The following is an 18853-nucleotide window of genomic DNA, read 5'->3' on the forward strand; positions in this document are numbered from 1 at the left end:
AAGGTATGCGGTCCGGCAAAGGAAGCGGCGGGCGGGGTCCCAGGGCAGGCCTGACGCGGGTCGGTCAGTCGCGACCGAGCACGCCGAGGACACGCTCCGTAAGGAGCCAGGCCACCGCGTCGGTGCCGGCCAGCGAGCCGAGCAGCTCCCGCAGTGCCGGTGCGGCCGGATGACCCAGGACGTGCGCGACCAGGCCGGCCGCGTCGTCGAGGAGGTCGTTGAAGGCCAGCCACGCGTCGTCGTCGGCGCACAACGCGGCGCTGGGGGTCGGCACGATCGCGGCGACCCGGGTCAGCAGGTCGGCGGTCTGGACGAGCACCCGCCCCAAATGCGGGTCGTCGCGACCGGAGGTCGTGGGCTTGGGGTGCGGTAACCGCGTGTCGGCCGGGTGGCGAGGGGCGCGCGCRCAGGGCCGAGACCGCTCCACGCGCCACGCGCGGTGTCCGTGCCTGATGTCCAGTTCGGCGCGACAGGTCATCCGCGGCTCCCCACGTCGTCGGGTCGGTGTGACCGTCAGTGTTTGGAGTGGGGCGCCACAGCGCATGCGTAGAATTGCTGACATCGACTACGCATGTGACCTCGGTCACCGGCTGTGCGGCTCGGACGTCGCGATCGGGATCACTCAGTGGTTCTGGTGCGGTCGTGCAGTGGTCCACCGGCCACGTACGAGCGCCGAAGCGGAAACGGGGCGCAGACGATGGTGCGCGGCGAGTTCGGCGGGAAGGATCTCTTACCCGCCGAGGTGACCAGCCTGGTCGGGCGCAGGGCTGAGACCGCCGAGGTGAAACAGCTGCTCACGCGGTCGCGCCTGGTCACCCTCACCGGCCCGGGCGGGGTGGGCAAGACCCGGCTGGCGCTGCACGTCGCCCGGACCCTGCGAGCCGCCTTTCCCGACGGGGCCTGCATGGTGCCGCTGGCCGAGCTCTCCCAGCCGGACCTGCTCGCCTCCACGGTGCTCACGCGCGTCGACCCGAGCCTGAGCTCGGCCGGCGACGTCGACGAGCTGGCCGCCCGCATAGGCACCGCCCGGGCGCTGCTTGTCCTGGACAACTGCGAACACCTCGCCGAGGCGGCGGCGCTCCTCGTGACCGACCTGCTGAGCAGGTGCCAGCACCTGTGCGTGCTCGCCACCAGCCGCGAGGCGCTGCGCATCGACGGCGAGGCCCTCTACCGGGTTCCGCCGCTGGCGCTGCCGGCCGCCGGCAGGCCCATCCCGCCCGGCGCGGCGGCTGGCTACGACGGGGTGGCGCTGTTCCTGGAACGCGCGGGAGCGCTCAACGCCGAGGTCGCCGCCGGCCGCGTCGACGAGGCGACGGTGGTCGAGCTCTGCCGGCGGCTGGACGGGCTTCCCCTRGCGATCGAGCTCGCCGCGGCCGGKAGCCGGTGGCAGTCGGTCGAGTCCATGCTCGCCCAGCCCGTCCCGGACCCGCCCGCGCTGCGTTCGGCGCCGCGCCGGCACGCGTCCGTACGCGCCAGCCTGGACTACAGCCACGATCTCTGCTCGCCGGCCGCGCGCACGCTCTGGGCACGGTTCTCGGTCTTCCGCGGCGGGGCGACGCTGGACGCGGTACGGGCGGTGTGCGCCGGCCCGGGGCTCGCCGCCGAGGCCGTCGCCCCGGCCCTGTTCGAGCTGGTCGAGAAGTCCGTGGTCGTCCTCGACGGCTCGCGGTACACGATGCTGGAGACGATCCGRCAGTACGGTGCCACGCACCTGCGGGAGGCGGGCGAGGCCGGCGGGGGCCTGGTCGGCACGGGTGAGGTCGGCACGGTGCGGCGCGCTCACCTCGACCACCTGGCCGACCTGGCCGAGCAGGTGCGCCTGGGCTGGTTCGGGCCACATCAGCGTGACCTGCACACCCGGGTGCTCGCGGACCAGGCGAACATCCGGGCAGYCCTGGAGCTCTCGCTCACGGCTCGGGAGACCGCCCGCGTCGGCCTACGCATGGTCGCGGACCTGTTCACCTTCTGGATCGGTTCCGGCTTCCCCGGCGAGGGGCGTCGCTGGCTGGGCCAGCTGCTGGCCGTCGACGACGCGCCCACCCTCGAGCGTGCGCGGGCGCTCTGGACAGATGGCTTCCTCTCCGCCGTCGACGGCGACATCTCGGCCGCGCGAGAGCTGCTCGCCGAGTGCCAGAGCGTCGCCGCGGGGCTCGGGGACGCCGCCAGCGGCGCGCACGCGCTGTGGACCACCGGCGTCGCCGATCTGTTCGAGGGGCGCGTGGACGCCGCGATCGAGCGGCTCGAGGCCGGCATCGCGCGGGAGCGAGGCCTGGACGGCAGCGCGCCGTACCTCGCGGACGCGCTGATCAACCTCGGGCTGGCCTACTGCTACCGCGGCGACCTGGGCCCGGCCCGCGACGTCCTGGCGGAGGCCAGCGCGCTCTGCGCCGCCCACGACGAGGAACTGCTGCTGTCATGGGCCCTGGCGGTGCGCGCGCTGGAGGCACTGCTCTCCGGCCGCCCGGAGGAGGCGACGTGGCTTGCCCGGGACAGTCTCCGGCGCAAGCGCGAGCTCGCCAACCTGCAGGGCGTGGTCTGGGCGGTCGAGCTGCTGGCCTGGGCGGCGGTCGAGACCGGCGACGACCGCCACGGGGTGCTCCTGCTGGAGGCCGCGCAGGCCCGCGCCGAGGACTTCGGACCCGCGTACCACGGGTTCCCCGGGATGCGCGCCTGGCACGAGCAGTACGCGGCGCGGGCGCATGCCCGGCTCGGCGCGGACCACCCGGCGGTGGCCGCGCGCGGCCGGGAGCTCTCGATGGCGGAGCTCGTCGTCACGGCCCTGGGCGCGGCCGACGGCGCGGGCGCCCCGGGAACCGGAGTCCTCGCCCCTGACTCCGCGCTGCACGGACTGCCGCTGACCTCCCGGGAACGCCAGATCGCGGAGCTGGTGGCGGCCGGGAAGACCAACCGGGAGATAGCCGCGGACCTGGTGATCGCGCGGCGCACCGTGGACACGCATGTGCAGCGGATCCTCACGAAGTTGGACTTCACCTCGCGAACCCAGGTCGTCGCCCTCGTGGCCGGTGGCGCTCGGGGCGCCCGCTGACCGGACGTCGCGTCCGCGCTCTCCCGCCCGGCTCGGCCCGGCCCGGGCCGAGCCGGGCGGGAGAGCCGGGCCGGGCCGGGCCGGGGCGCGGCCGGGTGGATGTGCGGCGCCTCGGCCCGGGCGGCGGCGCGCCGCCACGGGTGCCGCCACGTCCGCGAGGTGTCCGGCGGCCGCCGGACACAGCCCGTGATCGATCGTTGAAACACCATAGTAACCTGACAGTCGGTTTCCTCTGTGGTGTGCGCCACCGCCCCCGACTGGGGTTTCCTGCATAGAACTCCGCCGCTGAGCGATGAGTTCTTAATGATGTTCGAGTCAGCTACAAGTTGTGTTTTAGTTCTGGGCGACCTAGGCTGAGCACATCATGAGTGCAGCAGCGACTCCTCCCAGCGTCTCGCCGTCCACGCCCCTTGCCGGCCTGCGGGTGCTCGATCTGTGCCGTGTCGTCTCCGGTCCCTTCGGCTCCCTCCTGCTGGCTGATCTGGGAGCCGAGGTGATCCGCGTCGAGTCCCTGCCGGGCGAGGAACGGCGACGCGAGGTCGACCCGACCCGGCTCAGCGAGGACGAGGCGTTCAACTGGGGGATGAGCCGCAACAAGCACTCGGTGAGCCTGAACCTCAAGGCCGACGAGGGACGCGGCCTGTTCCACCGCCTGGTAGCGGAGGCGGACATCGTCGTCGACAACTTCCGGCCCAGGGTCACCGCGCGGCTGGGGATCGACAGGGCGTCGCTGGCACTGCACAACCCGGCGATCATCACGTGCTCGCTGACGGGCTTCGGCGGGGACGGGCCGTGGTCGACCATGCCGGCGTACGACCCGATCGTGCAGGCAATGTCCGGCACGATGAACTTCACCCGGCTCGCCCMGGACCTGCCACCGGTGCGCTGGGGGATCCCGATCGGCGACCTCTTCGCCGGCATCGTCAGCGCGATCGGCGTGGCCGCGGCGGTGATCCACCGCGACCGGACCGGCGCGGGGCAGCACGTCGACGTCTCCATGCTCGACGTGATGCTGGCGCTCAACAGCTACCGGGTCCCGCAGGCCCTGACCTTCGGCCAGGAGCCGCTGCCGTCGCCGTTCGAGGGTGGCCAGGGCACCGTGCCCTTCGGCAACTTCGAGTGCAGCGAGGGCTGGATCGCCACCTGCGTCAGCCAGCGCATGTGGCCGGCGGCCGCTCGGGTCATGGAGCGGCCGGACCTGCTGACCGACGAGCGGTTCAGCACCGGCCCGGCCCGGCACGCGCACCGTGAGGAGCTCGTCGAGCTGCTTCAGGGCGTCTTCAGGACCCGCACCGCGGACTGGTGGCAGGAGCACCTGATGGCGGCCGGTGTTGTCTGCGGCAAGGTCACCCGGGTCGCCGACGTGTTCAGGCACCCCCAGGTGCTGGCGCGCGGGATGGCGGTCGGCATCAGCGACGAGTTCGGCCGCACGGCGACGGTCGCGGGGGACGCCCTCAAGTTCAGCGACCCCTCGACCTGGCGCGCCCCTCGGCAGACCGGCGCGGACACCGCGATGGTGCTCGGGACCCTGCTCGGGCTCGAGGTCGGCGAGCTGGACCGGCTCGCGACCGCCGGAGTGATCCACTGCGGCGACGACCGGGGGAGCGTTCCCCTGGCCGACCGCTGGGCGCCGAACACCGACCTGGACGTCGCCCGCCAGGTCGGTCGCGCTCTGGAGGGTACGACCGTTCTGGAGATGAACGGCGACGAACCGAGCAAGGCCTTCGCGGCCCAGCTGTTGGCCGACCTGGGAGCGGATGTCATCCGCGTCGAACGGCCCTTCGGCCAGGTCGTCGAGCCGTACCCGGACGAGAGCCGGGAGGCTTCCTTCCGGGCCGGCCTGAACCGCGGCAAGCGCAGCGTGATCGCCGACCTCGCGACCGACGAGGGGCGCGCGTTCCTGCTCGGGCTGGCCAGCCGGGCCGACGTGATGCTCGACAACTACCGGCCAGGGGTGCTGCGACGGCTCGGGCTCGACTTCGAGTCCCTGCGCCTCAAGAACGACCAGCTGATCCAGACGTCGATCACCGGCTTCGGCCACACCGGCCCGTGGAGCTCCTTTCCCGCCTTCGACAACGCGATCCAGGCGCTCGGCGGCGGCATGAGCATCACTGTCGACCACACCCGACCGGAGGTGCCGATCCGCTGGGGCAACCCGATCGGTGGCCTGACCGGCGCGATGTTCGCCGCGCTCGGCACCCTGGGAGCTCTCCGGCTGCGGGCGCTGCGTGGTCACGGACAGCACCTGGACATCAGCCTTCTCGACGCGCAGGTCGCGCTGCTCTGCTACCGGGCACCGCAGGCGGTGACCGTGGGCAAGGAGTTCCACCCAGAGCCGCGCCGCGGCGGCACCGGCTCGCTTCCGTTCGGGGTCTTCCGCACCGCCGACGACCGGTGGTTCACGATCTGCATCACCCAGCAGTTCTGGGCGAGGTTCTGCCGGGCCGCCGACCACCCCGAGTGGATCGACGACCCCCGGTTCGCCACCGAGCCGCTGCGCCGCGAGAACGAGGGCGCCCTCTACGCCCTCGTCGAGCCGAGCTTTCTCACGCGCACCGCGGCCGAGTGGGAGGCGCTCTACTTCTCCCTCAAGCTCCCCGGCGCGATGATCCTCTCCGTCAGCGAGGCCTTCTCGCACCCGCAGGCGCTGGCTCGCGGTATGCGGATCCGCCTGGCCGACCATGACGTGGCGAGCGGCATCGAGGTGGCGAACGCCGCGATCAAGTTCGGTGCCGCCCCCGTACTGGCGCCGGCCAGCGCGCCGATCCCCGGCGGCGACACGGCACTCGTGGCCGCCGAGTTCGGCCTGGAGGCGCCCGACGTGGACGTGCGGGCGCCGTCGCGGCGGTGGCGTGACACCGCCCGGGAGCGCGACGCGAAGGTGTGACCCGCCGGATGCTCCGGCATCGTCGTCGAACGATGCTCGGGGAGCCGGCGTCGCCCTCGTCTTCGTCCTGGAGCCACCGCACCGCACGGTCGTTTGTGGCTGGCCTATCAGGGCCAGCGGTCTCGTCGAGCCCTGAGCGTGGAAGTGGGCCGCCGACGATGCCGTAGTACCCGCCGGGCCGGTGGGCCGGTGGGTCGGTGGGCCGGTGGGTCGGCGGGCCGGTGGGTTACCGCCGTGGGGCGGGGCCCGGTCCGGGTGGCGTGAGCTCAGGCCCAGACGGCGGTGAGGCCGGCGCCGTGTTCGGCCACGGCGGCGCACAGGAGCTGGGCGCAGAGCGGTTCGCCGTCGTGGGCGAGCAGCACCGCCAGCGTCAGGAGCGACTCGGCGTCCAGGTGGCCCGTCTCAGGGGCGAGCGCGAGCGAGGCCGCCGGCGGCGTCGTCAGGGCCTCGTGGCTCAGCAGCCGCTGAAGGCGCTGGGCGGTGGAGAGGACCAGCTCCTCCCAGGCCAGGTAGCCGTAGGAGTCGTGAGCCGCGGGTGGCTCGGGTAACAGGCCGGCGGCACGTCGGGCCACCGTCATCATGCGCTCGTCGGCCACGTCGCCCCCCAGATGTAGGTGTAACGGCCGTCACGGACAGTACGACGAGCAAAATGGCACGTCAAGACGTCAAGTGATGCCATTGACAAGTGGAGCATGACAGCGCAGCCTGGTAGCAGCCGTAGCTAAGGAGCCGAGCACCGATGATCAGTGCCGCAGGAGGTCCCGCGACGCCCCCGGGCGCCGTCGCGGCGTCCGGGGCTGACCACCTGGCCCGGCACCTGCGCGCGGCGGAGCTGATCCGGACCGTGGACCCGGAGTTCGCCGCCGCCGCGGAGTCGCTGGTCGCGCACCCCCACCGTCACGGCGTCCTGGCTCCTTCTGTGCGCGCGCTCGTCGTGCTCGCGGCGGAGTCGGTGATTCCCGAGGCGGACGAGCCCAGGATCGAAGCGGCGATCGACGCCGCGCTCGAGGACGGCGCCACCTGGGACGAGGTGCTGTGCACCCTCGAGATCGCCTGCTCGATCGGTCTGCACAGCGTCTCCGTCGGCCTCCCTCTCCTGCTGGCGGAGATGGAACGGGCCGGCCTCCCGTTGCCCGAGGAGACCTCGCGGCAGCGCGAGCTCCAGCACGCGCTGGAGACCGGCGGCCCACGGCCACGCCCGCTGAACCCGATCTACGCCGGCATTCTCCGGATGGATCCCGAGTACTTCGCGGCTCGGGTGCGCTTCATCGACCTGCCGTGGGAGCGCGAAGGCGTGCTCGATCCGCGGGTCAAGCACCTTCTGTCCATCGCGATCGACGCGGTCAGCCCGCAGCACTACGTGGACGGGCTGCGCAAGCACCTGCGGGAGGCGCTGGCCGCCGGYGTGCGGCCGGAGGCCGTGCTCGAGGTGCTCCAGTTGGCCTCGGTCACGGGTATGCGCACGCTCGACGTGGGACTGGCGGTGCTCGCCCGTAGGCAGTGAGACTCCGAGGGCCTCGTGCCCCGCGTCCGGGAACAGGACGCCGCGCCGCCGAGAACAGGACACCGCCGTCCGGTTCTCTTATCGACGTGCTATCTTGCTGTAGTCGGGTTCAGCGAAGCGCCGTCGATCGGCGACCAGCGCCCTCAGGCTGGTAGCACTGGAGGTCAGATGTCCCGGGACCACACCGCCCGTACCCGTATCCGCCAGTTCCTGGCCACGTCGGGGCCGGTGGTCGACCCGTCCGGATACGCCACGGGGGTGCTGAAGGACGCCGTTGGCTACTCCGGCAGCTCGGTCGCCTTCATCCAGCTGATCGCGACCATGGACCGCGACGGGGAGCTCGAGCGTGAGATCCGGGGCAAGCGCACCTATCGGATCGAGGGGATCGGCGAGCCTCCGGCCGCGTCCGTCGGCGCGGTGACGCCCGCCGGCAAGGCTGAGGCGGTTGTCACCGTGGCGGCCCCGGGTCAGCCCGTCATCGAGATCGACTACACGCTCCTGGCTCAGGCGCTGGTGCGTGAGCTTCTTACGAGCACCGCGGCCGCGAGGATGGCCTCCGAGCAGGCGACGGCCGTCGACGAGGACCGCCTGGCGGCCGAGCGCGACGAGTACGCCCGTCGTCTCGAGCTCGCCCGCAGCCAGCTCGACGAGTTGCTGGGACAGCCGATCGGCACGGCGGTCCGCRGCGCGGACAAGGTCGCCGGCCCCAGGGCCAGCTGACCGCTCGGCGGCCCCGGGCGAGGGCGCCGTCCGCGCCAAAGGCCGGCCAGAAATGCAGGAACATCAATCTGAATTAATTGCAACATCATGACAACACAAGTGTAAAAAGCTAGTGTTGTCTGCGTGCCCAACGCCCGCGCCGAGCAGGCGCGCCCCGCGGCTCCGGACCCGCGCCGGCTCCAGGAGCTCATCGACCGACAGGACATCCTCGACTGCGTCCATCGGTACACCCGAGGCGTCGACCGCCTCGACGAGGAGCTGCTCCGGTCGGCGTACCACCCGGACGCCATCGACGACCACGGCATCTTCCACGGGCCCGTCGACGAGTTCATCGCCTGGGCGTTCGCGGGGCACCGGGCCAACCATCGTGCCGAGCAGCACTACGTCACCAACCACACCTGCGAGATCGACGGCGACGTCGCACACACGGAGACCTACTTCGTGATGGTGGGCCAGAACGTCACCGGTACGCCTGTGACGCTTCATGGCGGCCGCTACGTCGACCAGTTCGAGCGGCGTGACGGCGAATGGCGCATCCTGCACCGGGTCTCGTTGGTGGAATGGGTCGTCGGAACCACGGACGCGGACCTCCCCCCGGTCGACCGCAGGCCGAACGGCACCGTCGCCCGCGACCGCGACGACGTCTCCTACAGACGTCCGCTGTTTGCCCTGCCTCGGCCTCCCCGGCTGGCTGGCGGGGCACGTTCCGCCAGCCAGCCGGGGTGAGGTACGCGAACGGGGCATCTCGGGTCAGTGAAGCCGGGTGCCACAACGAACGCTGGGGGAGAGCGGGATAAACGAGCTGCCGTCCAGGCTGACACGGACGAACTCGTAGCAGGCGCTCAGCTGTCCTTTGTTTTTCGCAAGATCGATTTTTACGGGCAGAAGCCCGTCGGCGTCGTAGTCGTGAATGCCGCGCAGGGCACTGATGAAAGACTCCCTGCTTGGGCATTCTCCAGCCGCCTCGAGACCACGCAGGAAGAGGTCGGCCGCGAGCCACCCGTATATCACGCTCTGCTGGGCGGATGGCTGGGTCTCCGGCGCGTACTTCGCCATCGACGAGCGAAGCAGCTGATGGACCGGCAGGTTCAGCTCGAAGGGCGCGAAGTCCAGGTAGATCACCGACCCCGCGAGCTGCGGGCCGAGTTCCTGCAGCAGGCGCGAGTCATACCCGCTGGGGAGCAGCACGACCTTCGGCGCGAGCCCGGCGGCGTGGACGGCCGGGAGGAGCTGCGCGGCCACATCCGGCGTCACGGACCCGGCAATCGTGTCCACGCCCGCGTTCTTCATTTCCTCCGCGAGCCGGCCGAAGCTGGTGGCGCCGGCCGTGCTCGAGGTGTAGACGACCTGGACACCGGCCGACGCGAGGCTCGCCGTCAGCTGCCTTTGATACTGCAAGGAGGCCTCGTTCATGGACAGCCCGATCAGTGCGGCGCGGGTGCCGCCCTGGGACTTGACGAATTCGCCCCAGGTGCTGGTCGCAGGTCCGTCCGACAGGTAGTAGGTCCAGCTGAACATGTTCTCGTGACTGTTCCAGGACGAGTCGAATCCGATGCCGATAACCGGGATGTCGCGTTCGGCGGTGTAGTCGGCCGAACCCAACGCGACGATCGAGCCCTGCATGATTCCGAAGGAGGTGTTCTTCGTCTCGATCAGGTGCTCCACGGCCTTCTGGTTCAGGGCCGGATCGGACCTCGCGTCCTCCCAGTCGTAGACGACCGCACGTCCGTTGACGCCCCCCGCCTGGTTCGCCACGCCCAGTCGGGCGTCGACCCCCGAACGGAACGCCCCGAAGGTCGCCGCGCCGGGCCCGGTGTCATCGATCGCCGCGCCGAGCTGGATCTGTGTCGGGCTGACCCCGGGGGTCGTGCAACTTCCTGGTCTGGAGTTACCGGACTCCTCACTGGCGACGCTGCACGCGGCCAGCAACCCCGCCATACCACCGGCCGCTACCATGATCGGAAAGGAGCGCGAGCGGCGGGGCCGACGTAAGAGAGACATAAAGGTTCCGTTCTTTGAATCTCAGTGATGGAAAAAACTCAACCGCGGATGCGGGTGCCCGGCGTGAAGGTCACCGGCATGGCGGCCGGCCCGAGCACGGAGGGCGCGATCGGAGACTGGCGGTACCGCCAGGGCGCGGCGGGACGCACGTCCGGAAGCCGCCGCAGGATGGCGCGGAACATGAGGCTGAGCTCGAGGCGCGCCAGGTGTGCGCCGAGACAGAAGTGGCGGCCCGCGCCGAAGGCCAGATGCGGATTCGGCGACCGCGTGATGTCGAAGGTCTCCGGACGCTCGAACACCTCCGGGTCACGGTTCGCCGCCACGTAGTAGGAGACGACCTTCTGGCCCCTGGCGATCTCCCGGCCGCCGATCGAGGTGTCCCTGGTGGCCGTCCGGCGCTGGTAGACGATCGGGGTCGTCCAGCGCAGGATCTCCTCGACGGCGCCCCGCAGGAGATCGGGGTCGTCGGCCAGCCTCCGGCGCTGGTCGGGATTCTCGAAGAGCGCCGCCATGCCGCCGCCCACCGCGTTGCGGGTGGTGTCGCTGCCAGCCGTGACCAGCAGCAGGAAGTCCATCGAGAACTGGGTCCGGTCCATCGGGACGCCCATGACGTCCGCGAAGGCGATACGGCTGAGCATGTCGTCGCCGGGCGAGGCGCGACGCTGCTCCCAGGCCCCGGCCGCGTGCCGGAACATGGTCCGCGTGGCGATCAGCCCGGGCCCGCTCTCCTTGCTGCCGCCGCGGGTGAGCACGTCCGCGGCCTCGCACAGCTCGACCRCCTCCGCGCGGCGCAGGCCAAGCAGGTCGGCGGTCACGTAGGAGGYGAGCTTCCCCCCGAGGTCGGCGACCACATCGCACTCACCCCGCTCGATCACGTCGTCGATGATGTCGTCGACGAGATGTTCGAGCCGGTCGTGCATGCCGCGGACCGGAATCGGGTTGAGCTCGTCGCGCAGGGTCCCGCGGTGCGCGGTGTGGTGCGGCGGGTCCGACATGAGCAGGTGCTTCGCCGGTCCGGTGCCGGACATGGACACGGTGTCGACGATGACGGTCGACGGCTCGGAGGAGAACGTGGCCGAGTCGCTCTCGACCGCCCTGACGTCACGATGGCGCGTCAGCACCCAGAAGCCCGGGCCGCCGTCAGGCTCCTCGTGCCAGTGGACGGGGTCGTTCTCGCGTAACCAGCGCAGCCGGTCGTACGGCACGCCCTCGCGGTACATCGTCGGATCGAGAAGATCTGGCGCGGCCTTCATGTACTTCTCCCTCTTGTGGACGGCGGGCGCGTGATGGGGATGACGGAGGCGCGTCGCGCTGTCGGCGACACCAGCGGAGTCGCCGCATCCCGCCCGGCCCMAGCTCGGGAGTCACCGGCCCATGGCCGACATCGGAAGGCACCTGCGTGTCCGCGATCTTCGTAAGCATTGCGGCACACTATAGTCATGCAGTGGTCACGGTATGGTGTCGCGGGTAGCCTCGCCGTTGACTACGGGAAGAGCGAGAAGGTTTGACCATCAATACGCGCGTGGTGCCCGCCGCGCGGCCCGACGCCGCGCCGCCGGCAGACGACTTCGGATCGAGACGGGGCCGGTCCCGGAACCGGGCGACGGCGAGCTCCTGCCGAGGACGATCTACCTGTCGCTCGATCCGTACCTCGGGGCCGGATCGGCGTGGGCCTGACCAGCGGGCCGCCACCGCGCATGATCTTTGTGTTGGCCGCGACGGCGGCCCCGCTTCGCGCGAAGCGGGGCCGTGGGTCGCCAGCACCATCAAGTTGTGTTCAAATTATGTCTGGCGTAGGCTGAACTCGACTTGGTTGAGCATCCTCAGGGCGACCGGCCCACCGTTCGGCTCGTTGGCAGGCCCGCGCCGGCGGCCGACGGGGCGAACCGCCCAGATGGCTGAAAGGCGACCGGAATGACCCGTCCCGCTCCGATCTTCCTGCCCGATCCGGCTCCTCGGGATCGGATCTACCCGGTCGTCTCGGTGGACGACCATCTGCACGAGCCTCCCGACACGTTCGAGGGCCGCTTACCCAGGAATCTCCAGGACCGGGCGCCCAGGCGGTACGAGGACGAGAACGGCACCGAGTGGTGGTCCTACGAGGGGAGCCTGCTCGCCGGCAGCGGCCTGGAGGATGTCGTCGGGCGGGACTCCACGACGTGGACCCGGGCGCCCGTGCGGGACGACGAGATGCGCCGGGGTTCGTGGGACATCGACGCGCGGGTCGCCGACATGGACCTCGACGGCGTCTATGCGCACATCTGCTTCCCGTCCGGCGCCTTCGGCTTCGCCGGCCGGGTGCTGTCGCTCAGCAAGGACCAGGAACTGGGGCTGGCCTGCGTCCGGGCGTACAACGACTGGCACCTCKAATACCKGGCCGGTACGCATCCGGGCCGGATCATTCCGATGCAGATGATCTGGATGATGGATCCGCTGGTCGCCGCGAACGACATTCGCAGGAACGCCGAGCGCGGCTACACGGCGGCGACCCTGCCGGACCTGCCTCAGCATCTCGGCCTGCCCCGCATCGGCGACCCGTACTGGTATCCCGTGCTGGAGGCCCTGGAGGAGACCCAGACGGTGGCCTGCGTCCACCTGGGGGCCGCGGGCTGGGTACTCGACCCGCTGCCGAACCGTCCGCGTTCGCACGATCCGAAGCTCGACTACACGCTCGCGGCGCTGTTCCCGGCGTCGTCGATGGTGACTGGCATCGAATGGACGTTTTCCGGTGTGCCAGCCAGGTTCCCGGATCTGAAGGTCGCGCTGTCCGAAGGCGGCATCGGTTGGGTGCCGATGGCGGTGGACCGGCTCGACTACATGATGGAGCACTCCGGTGCCTCGTTGCACTCGCAGTGGGGATACGAACTGTCRCCGAGCGAGACGCTGCTGCGCCACTTCTACTTCTGCATGATCGACAACCCGTCAAACCTCGGTGCCTACACCATGATCGGCAGCGATCACATCATGGTGGAGACCGACTATCCCCACTCGGACTCGACCTGGCCCGACACGCAGAAGCTGCTGGAGAACCGTTTCCACGACCTGCCGGTCGAGGACGCGCTGAACATGACCTACCGGACGGCCGAGAAGGTCTTCCGTCACCCGGTGCCCGATTCCTGGCTCGCCACCACCGCGATCCACGGCTGAGCGGTCAGGTCACCGGAGATGGCCAGGCCACCGGAGATGGATGAGGCGGGTAGCGATGAGTGAGAGTGACTACGACCTGGTCGTGCGGTCGGGCACCGTGGTGGACGGGAGCGGCGGCGAGCCCTTCCTCGGCGACGTCGCCGTCCGCGACGGCCTCGTGGTCGAGGTCGGCGGGGTGACGGGGCGCGGCACCCGGGAGATCGACGCCGAGGGGGCGATCGTCGCCCCGGGGTTCGTCGACATCCACACGCACTACGACGGCCAGGCGGTGTGGGACAGCACGCTGCAGCCGTCCTCGTGGCATGGCGTCACCACGGTCGTCGGCGGGAACTGCGGCGTGGGCTTCGCGCCGGTGCGGCCACAGGACCACGAGCAGCTCATCGAGCTGATGGAAGGCGTCGAGGACATCCCGGGCACGGCCCTGCACGAGGGGCTCAGGTGGGGCTGGACCTCGTTCGGGGAGTACCTGGACGTCCTGTCCCGCCGCCCGCGTGATCTCGACTTCGCCACCCAGGTCCCGCACGCCCCGATGCGTATCTACGCGATGGGCAAGCGGGCCGTCGCCCGGGAACCGGCGACCCGGGACGAGATCGCTCAGATGGCCCTGCTGGCCAGGGAGTCGATCGAGGCCGGGGCGCTCGGGTTCACCACCTCCCGGACGCTCGCGCACAAGACGAAGGCCGGCGAGGTCACGCCGACCTACGGCAGCGCGGACGAGGAGCTGATCGAGATCGCTCGCGCCGTCGGCGAGACAGGCACGGGCGTGCTTCAGCTGATCACCGAATTCCCGGACGTGGCCGAGGAGTTCTCGCTGATGCGCACGATGGCCAGCGTGTCCGGCCGGCCGTTGTCGGTCTCGCTGCTGCAGATCCGCGAGACACCGCGGCGCTATCGGGAGGTGCTCGACGCGATCACGGCGGCCAACGCCGACGGCCTCCAGATCACCGCGCAGGTCGGCTCCCGCGGCATGGGCCTGCTGCTCGGCCTCCAGTGCGCTCTTCACCCGTTCACGACGAACGCGGTGTGGCGTTCGATCTCTCACCTGCCGGTGGCCGAGCAGGCCGCGCGGATGCGGGACCCGGCCATGCGCGGGGCGATTCTCGACGCGCAGACCGACGAGAAGGACCTGCGTATCCCAGGCGCCGTTCGCACCGATCGCTACGACGCGATGCACGAGCTCGAGGAGTTCCCGGACTACGAGCCGAGCCGGGAGGCGTCCATACTCTCCCGGGCGCGCAGGGCGGGCCGCACGCCCGAGGACGTCGTCTATGACGTCCTGGTCAGGGACGAGGGGCGCGGCATGATCTACCAGCCGTTCTCCAACTACGCCGACGGKAATCTGGACGCCGTTCGGGAGATGCTGACGCACCCGTACACGCTGCCGGGCCTGGGTGACGGCGGTGCGCACGTGGGCTCGATCTGCGACAGCAGCTTCCCGAGCACGCTGCTGCAGCACTGGGTCGGTCAGCGCCCCGCCGGCCGGCTTGACCTGTCGTTCGTCGTGCGGCGCCAGGCCCGCGACACCGCTCGGGCCGTCGGGTTGCTGGATCGTGGTGAGCTCAGGCCCGGGTTCAAGGCCGACCTGAACGTGATCGACCTGGACCGGATGCGGGTTCACCGCCCAGAGGTGGTCTATGACCTGCCGGGAGGAGGTCGCCGGCTGCTGCAGCGGGTCGACGGCTACCGGCACACGGTGGTCAGCGGCGTCGAGACCTACCACGACGGCGAGCCGACCGGTGCCCTGCCCGGCCGGGTCGTCCGCGGGGCCCAGCCGGCGCCGGCGCGCGGCGGCGCCTGATGCCGGCGTTCGACCTCGTCATCAGGTCCGGAACCGTCGTCGACGGCACCGGGAACGCGGCGCGGGTCGCGGACGTCGCCGTGCGGGACGGCGTGGTCGTCGACGTCGGGCGCGTCGAGGGGCGCGGCGCCCGGGAGATCGACGCGGACGGCGCCGTCGTCGCGCCGGGCTTCGTGGACGTCCACACGCACTACGACGGCCAGGCGGTCTGGGACGGCCGGATGCAGCCCTCGTCGTGGCACGGCGTGACCACGGTGGTGATGGGTAACTGTGGGGTMGGTTTCGCGCCCGTCGCGCCCGAGAACCGGCAGATGCTCATCGAGCTCATGGAAGGCGTCGAGGACATTCCCGGCACCGCCCTGCACGAGGGCCTGAACTGGGAGTGGGAGACGTTCGAGGAATACCTCAGGACTCTCGAACGCCGGCCACGTGACCTGGACGTCGCGGCGCAGGTGCCGCACGCGGCGCTGCGTTTCGCGGCGATGGGGGAACGGGCGGCCGCCAGGCAGGCGGCGACCGGGGACGAGGTCGCCGTGATGGCGCGGCTCGCCGCCGAGGCGATCCGCTCCGGCGCGCTCGGCTTCACCACGTCGCGCACGATCAATCACAAGTCCGTGGCCGGCACGCTGACCCCGGTCTACGGCTCGCAGGGCGACGAGCTCACCGCCATCGCGGCCGCGGTGGGACGAACCGGGACCGGCGTCCTGCAACTGATCACGGACTTCGACGACGTCGATGAGGACTTCGCGCTGATGCGGCGGATGGTCGCCGCCTCGGGGCGTCCGCTGACGGTCTCTCTCGTGCAGTTCGGCAGCCGGCCGCGGCTGTACAGCGTCGTCCTGGAGCACCTCGCCAGGGCGAACGAGGACGGTTACGCGATCAGGGCGCAGGTGGCCGCCAGAAGCATGGGCATGCTGCTGGGGCTTCAGTGCACCCTGCACCCGTTCGTGACCAACCGCGTGTGGAGGTCGATCTCGCACCTCCCGGTGGCGGAGCAGGCCGCGCGGATGGCGGATCCAGGGCTGAAGGCCGAGATCCTTCGCGCTCAGACGGATGAGAAGCTCCAGAATGTTCCYGGCGGGCTGCGCATCGACCGTTACGACATCATGTACGAGTTCGACGAGGTTCCCGACTACGAACCCGCGCGCGAGGACTCGATCGCCGCGCGCGCCGCTCGCGCGGGACGGACGCCCGAGGACCTGTCCTACGATCTCCTGATCAAGGACAGTGGCCGGAGCATGATCTTCCAGCCATTCACCAACTACGCGGACGGCAATCTCGACGCGGTACGCGAGATGCTGGCGCACGACCACACGCTCCCGGGGCTCAGCGACGGCGGCGCGCACGTCGCGTCCATCTGTGACGGCAGCTTTCCCACGACCCTGCTGCAGCTCTGGACGCGGGACCGTGACCGTGACCGGCTCGATCTTCCGTTCGTGATCCGCAGGCAGTGCCGCGAGACCGCCGTCGCGGTCGGCCTCGAGGACCGTGGTCTGCTCGCGTCCGGCTACAAGGCCGACATCAACATCATCGACATGGACAACCTGCGGCTGCTGAACCCGACGGTGCGCTACGACCTGCCCGCGGGTGGGCGCCGGCTGCTGCAACGCGCGGAGGGCTACCTGCACACGTTCGTCAGCGGCGTCGAGACGTACACGGACGGCGAGGAGACGGGTGAGCTGCCCGGCCGGCTGGTACGGGGAGCCCAACGGCGGAGGGAAGGCGGCTAGCACCGCTTCAGACAAGGTTCGCCCGGGTTCGCGGCCGAGGACGGTCGAGAAGTCCTCGGGGCAGCACCACCACGAGTCGCTGACGCTCTTCGCGCTCGTCCGCGTGCCACACAGGCCGGCGGTAGACCTCGACCTTTTGGGATCTGTTACTGGGTCCGATGTGGCGCATGCTGGTGATACCTACTATGGAGTTGTAGGTCCCGGACCGGACAGGGGGAACGGGCGATGGGAGACGCGGGCTTTCGGAGGCGCCGGCGACGTCGGCACAACCAAAATGGTGCTCCCGCCCGGACGGCCCAAACCCGCCCGAGCGCGACTGGCGTGAGTGAGCGGGTGTTTCGCCGGATAGCGGTCGGTTCCACCTCCGCGTTGGTGGTCGTGTTGGTGTTCGTGCTGGTGGTGGATCAGGAAGTCGCGGTCGCGGCGGAGTTGGCCTCGAATGGGGCAACGTCCACCGTGGCTGCGGTGGCGTGCGTGGTTGGGGGACTGCGCAGTCGGGGCGCGGAACGTCGGTGGCGATGGCTGATCGGGTCCGGAACGATCCTGGCGGCGGTCGGCGCGGTGGCGACCGTGCGAGTGGCAGCCGCGTCCGGGGCCAATGTGATGGCACTGAACCTGTCCGATCTTGGCTATCTGGCCCCCTATCTGCTGGTGCTCGCGGGGCTGCTGGCGATGCCATCGGATCCCCTCGACCGAGGCCTCGATGAGTATCAGGAACGAGTGACTGATCAGAGCGACGGTCGACCGAGGGCGCCGGGCCGCAGATGGCTGACTGTGACGGTGCTTGACAGCCTGCTGGTGGTTGGCTCGCTGGCGCTGCTTGTCTGGGTGCTGATATTGAATGATCTCGTGYGCGCGGGCGGGAACAACCTGGAATCAGTGCTGACGATCTCGTCGTACTCATTGGCCGCTTTTATGCTGATTGTGGTGGTTGCGCTGGTCGGCACTTTTCGACGGCCACGGTGCTGGCGCGCGTTTGGACTGCTTGGAGCAGGCACGGTCCTGATCGCGCTGGTGACGGGAACCTATGTGGTTGGCACTGTCCGTCGATGGACCGTGGTACCGCCGCCGATCTCAGTCGTGTTTTCTGTCGGCATGCTGCTGATTGCGTTGGCGGCAGTGGTTCCGGCGCGGCCGACCGCCGCCCGCGGGGCTGTGGTCGGGACGCCCGCCGCCCATGAGGAGGCCGGACACGGAGTCGGGCGCCCGAACAGACTGCAAGTGATGCACCTGATGCTGCCGTATGTGCCGGTGGGTGCGGTGGGTCTGCTCGTGCTGGTTCAGCTGGTTCTGTGGGTACAGATCGACCGGGCGGAGACGTTCGCCCTGGTCGGGCTGCTGGCCTTGGCGTTGCTGCGGCAGCTGATGACGCTGTGGGACAACCAGAACCTCTTGGCCAGCTATCGAGGCAGTCAGTGCCAGCTGCGTTATCAGGCGTTCCATGACCCCCTCACCGGGCTGGCGAACCGGGCGCTGTTCGGCGACAAGCTGCGGCACGCGCTCGAGCGGCGGACCCGCGAGCGCGCGGACCGGTCGCTGACTGTGCTGTTCTGCGATCTGGACGGCTTCAAGAACGTCAATGACGTGCTCGGCCACGCCGCCGGCGATGAGCTACTGCGGATCACCGCGGCCCGCCTCCGCTCTTCGGTCCGCTCGGTCGACACCGTCGCCCGGCTCGGGGGTGACGAGTTCGCGATTCTGATCGAGGACTCGGACGAGGACCTACGCCAGATAGGTCATCGAATCGCCAAAGCGGTCGAGGCGCCCTGCCAGCTGGCCGGAAGGCCGTACACGGTGCGGGGCAGCGTCGGACTGGCCGCGGTTGACCCAGGCGTACCGGCGAGGCCGGAGACGCTGCTGCACCAGGCGGATTTGGCCATGTACGCGGCAAAGCGGGCACGCGGCAAAGTGACCATCTACCAATCCACGTTGTCTGGACCAGGAACCCGGCCGACGCGGAATCTGGCACGACGCGTGGCCTGAAGATCGGCCGCATCCGGGTGCCCTGCCGGGCGCCTGG

13 protein-coding genes are annotated in these 18853 nt (G+C 70.3%); 9 read left to right on the top strand and 4 right to left on the bottom strand.

Going from position 1 to position 18853, the window contains the following annotated elements:
* Positions 1-64: 64 nt before the first annotated feature.
* Entirely contained in the window at positions 65-328 is a 264-nt protein-coding gene (locus tag BL253_RS08355) for a hypothetical protein (RefSeq protein ID WP_131831465.1), read from the bottom strand.
* A 369-nt stretch (positions 329-697) separates the two neighbouring features.
* Here BL253_RS08355 and BL253_RS43545 point away from each other — a divergent pair, with 369 nt between their 5' ends.
* Positions 698-3046, top strand: a complete 2349-nt coding sequence (locus tag BL253_RS43545; protein WP_076815167.1) for a LuxR C-terminal-related transcriptional regulator — start codon at positions 698-700, stop codon at positions 3044-3046.
* 364 nt (positions 3047-3410) lie between these two features.
* Positions 3411-5933, top strand: a complete 2523-nt coding sequence (locus BL253_RS08365) for a CaiB/BaiF CoA transferase family protein (protein ID WP_076815169.1) — start codon at positions 3411-3413, stop codon at positions 5931-5933.
* A gap of 266 nt (positions 5934-6199) precedes the next feature.
* Here the strand turns inward: BL253_RS08365 and BL253_RS08370 are convergent, their stop codons facing one another.
* Positions 6200-6511, bottom strand: a complete 312-nt coding sequence (locus BL253_RS08370) for a hypothetical protein (RefSeq protein ID WP_131831466.1) — start codon at positions 6509-6511, stop codon at positions 6200-6202.
* A 161-nt stretch (positions 6512-6672) separates the two neighbouring features.
* Here BL253_RS08370 and BL253_RS08375 point away from each other — a divergent pair, with 161 nt between their 5' ends.
* From BL253_RS08375 to BL253_RS08385, 3 genes are all read left to right on the top strand, one after another.
* Positions 6673-7437 carry a carboxymuconolactone decarboxylase family protein gene (locus tag BL253_RS08375; RefSeq protein WP_076815174.1) on the top strand — a complete coding sequence of 255 codons (765 nt, stop codon included), beginning with the start codon at positions 6673-6675 and terminating at the stop codon, positions 7435-7437.
* A gap of 168 nt (positions 7438-7605) precedes the next feature.
* Positions 7606-8157 (top strand): hypothetical protein, encoded by a 552-nt coding sequence (locus tag BL253_RS08380; RefSeq protein WP_076815176.1) that lies wholly within the window; start codon positions 7606-7608, stop codon positions 8155-8157.
* A gap of 123 nt (positions 8158-8280) precedes the next feature.
* Positions 8281-8883, top strand: coding sequence for a nuclear transport factor 2 family protein (locus BL253_RS08385; protein WP_076815178.1), 603 nt, complete (start codon positions 8281-8283; stop codon positions 8881-8883).
* A gap of 24 nt (positions 8884-8907) precedes the next feature.
* On the opposite strand, the gene BL253_RS08390 is transcribed toward BL253_RS08385, so the two are convergent.
* Both BL253_RS08390 and BL253_RS08395 read right to left on the bottom strand, forming a co-directional pair.
* Positions 8908-10095: an ABC transporter substrate-binding protein gene (locus tag BL253_RS08390; protein WP_241834627.1), complete on the bottom strand. Its 1188-nt coding sequence runs from the start codon at positions 10093-10095 to the stop codon at positions 8908-8910.
* Positions 10096-10196: 101 nt separating this feature from the next.
* A complete protein-coding gene (locus tag BL253_RS08395; RefSeq protein ID WP_076815182.1) occupies positions 10197-11411 on the bottom strand; it encodes a cytochrome P450 in 1215 nt (404 codons plus the stop codon).
* Between the two features lie 661 nt (positions 11412-12072).
* Here BL253_RS08395 and BL253_RS08400 point away from each other — a divergent pair.
* The 4 genes from BL253_RS08400 to BL253_RS08415 all read left to right on the top strand — a co-directional run bounded on the left by BL253_RS08400 (position 12073) and on the right by BL253_RS08415 (position 18816).
* On the top strand, positions 12073-13305 hold the full coding sequence (locus BL253_RS08400; protein WP_076815184.1) for an amidohydrolase family protein: 1233 nt from the start codon (positions 12073-12075) through the stop codon (positions 13303-13305).
* A 55-nt stretch (positions 13306-13360) separates the two neighbouring features.
* Positions 13361-15103, top strand: a complete 1743-nt coding sequence (locus BL253_RS08405; protein ID WP_076815186.1) for an N-acyl-D-amino-acid deacylase family protein — start codon at positions 13361-13363, stop codon at positions 15101-15103.
* Positions 15103-16833: an N-acyl-D-amino-acid deacylase family protein gene (locus BL253_RS08410; protein WP_076815188.1), complete on the top strand. Its 1731-nt coding sequence runs from the start codon at positions 15103-15105 to the stop codon at positions 16831-16833. The genes BL253_RS08405 and BL253_RS08410 overlap by 1 nt, the downstream gene beginning before the upstream one ends.
* Positions 16834-17154: 321 nt before the next feature.
* Positions 17155-18816 carry a GGDEF domain-containing protein gene (locus tag BL253_RS08415; RefSeq protein WP_241834628.1) on the top strand — a complete coding sequence of 554 codons (1662 nt, stop codon included), beginning with the start codon at positions 17155-17157 and terminating at the stop codon, positions 18814-18816.
* Positions 18817-18853: the final 37 nt, after the last annotated feature.

The sequence above is a fragment of the Pseudofrankia asymbiotica genome, from assembly GCF_001983105.1.
Lineage (GTDB): Bacteria > Actinomycetota > Actinomycetes > Frankiales > Frankiaceae > Pseudofrankia > Pseudofrankia asymbiotica.